Origin of the sequence: Mesorhizobium sp. M1E.F.Ca.ET.041.01.1.1, from assembly GCF_003997355.1 — a bacterium.
In the GTDB taxonomy this organism is placed as follows: Bacteria; Pseudomonadota; Alphaproteobacteria; order Rhizobiales; family Rhizobiaceae; genus Mesorhizobium.
Genome location: NZ_RZSL01000932.1, coordinates 1 through 1,594 on the forward strand (window position 1 = coordinate 1; position 1,594 = coordinate 1,594).

Genomic DNA, 1,594 nt, shown 5'->3' on the forward strand with positions numbered 1-1,594 from the left:
AGCATCGGCACATATTGGTCGGCCGGCCCCGCGGCGAAGGCGGTCGCGAACGAGTTCTTGGTGGCGTTGCCCAGCGGATTGGCAATTCCGGCAGCACCCGCCATCGATTCCAGATAGGTCAGATCCTTGAACGCATTGGCGATGGAGAATTTGTGCGCGTCGCGGTCGCCCTCCAGCGTCCAGCGCATGAAGGTCTGGTAGAAGCCGCAATCCATGCGGCCGTTGCGGATCACGCTGTCGAAGCGCGGCGGCGAGATGCCGACCTTCTGCGCCAAGGCAAGAGCTTCGGAGTAGATCGCGGCATAGCCGAGCGAGATGAAATTGTTGAGCAGCTTCATGCGGTGCCCGTCGCCGGTGTCGCCGATATGGACGATGCGGCCGGCCCAGGTCTCGATCACGGGCTTCAGCCGTGCGAACACCGCGTCGGGCGCGCCGACCATGGCGTCGAGCGTGCCCTCCCAGGCCTCCTTCGGCGTGCGGCTCAGCGGCGCGTCGACATAGTCGACGCCGAGCGCGTTGAGCTCGGCGGCTAAAGCCACGGTCGACGTCGGATCGGATGTCGAGCAATCGACCACCACGGAGCCTTGTCTCAAGCCTTCCTTCAGTCCGGCGGGGCCGCGGATGATCGCCTCGACCTCGCGCGAGCCGGTGACGCAGATGAAGACGATGTCGGAGGCAGCCGCCACATCGCGAGAACTCGATGCTTCTTTGGCGCCGCGGCCGATCAGGTCTTCCGCCGGCTTGCGGTTCTTGCGGCCGAGGAAGGTCAGCGGATAGCCCTTGTCGACGATGTTCTTGGCGATGCCGTGCCCCATCAGACCGAGGCCGATGAAACCGATGTTTTCGCGGGCAGCGGTGGTGGTCATGTCGTTTCGTCCCTGTCATTCTTGATGATCGGCGCCGACCCGACCGCCCGGCGAGCGCTTTGCCATGAAGGTTTTTCGCGGGCCTTGGCGGTGGCGGGCGATTGCGGAATGCCATATTGTCTGACAATACGCATAATTTTTGAGCAATGTGGAGAGCAAAATGACGAAGCGGATCATGTTCACCGGCGGCAGCGGCAAGGCCGGCCGTCATGTCGTCCAGTATCTGGTCGAGCATGGCTGCCAGGTGCTCAACATCGATGCCAGGCCGCTCGACAACCCGAAGGTGCGCACTTTAATCACCGACATCACCGACAGCGGCCAGGTGTTCAACGCGCTGTCGAGCTATGCGGGGCTGCACGAGTTCGATCCGTCGCTGCGGGCGCAACCGGTCGATGCCGTGGTGCATTTCGCCGCCATCCCGCGCATCATGATCACGCCCGACAACGAGGTGTTCCGCATCAACGCGATGGGCACCTACAATGTCATCGAAGCGGCGGTGAAGCTCGGCATCCGCAAGGTGATCATCGCCTCCAGCGAGACGACCTATGGCCTGGTCTTCGCCAACGAGCCGCGCAACCCGACGCATTTCCCGCTCGACGAGGACTACGACGTCGATCCGATGGACAGCTATGCGCTGTCGAAAATCGTCAACGAGAAGACGGCGCGCGCCTTTGCGCTGCGCAGCGGCTTCGACATCTATGCGCTGCGCATCGGCAACGTCATCGAGC

The 1,594-nt window shown here is 63.0% G+C and carries 2 protein-coding genes; one reads left to right on the plus strand and one right to left on the minus strand.

The features are described from left to right. Positions 1-866 (minus strand): NAD(P)-dependent oxidoreductase (locus tag EOA38_RS36040; RefSeq protein ID WP_145966269.1); only part of this gene is annotated, 866 nt, incomplete at its 3' end. A 160-nt stretch (positions 867-1,026) separates the two neighbouring features. Here EOA38_RS36040 and EOA38_RS36045 point away from each other — a divergent pair. Continuing rightward, positions 1,027-1,594, plus strand: a 568-nt coding sequence (locus EOA38_RS36045) for an NAD(P)-dependent oxidoreductase (RefSeq protein WP_145966270.1), incomplete at its 3' end; no start/stop codon positions are given.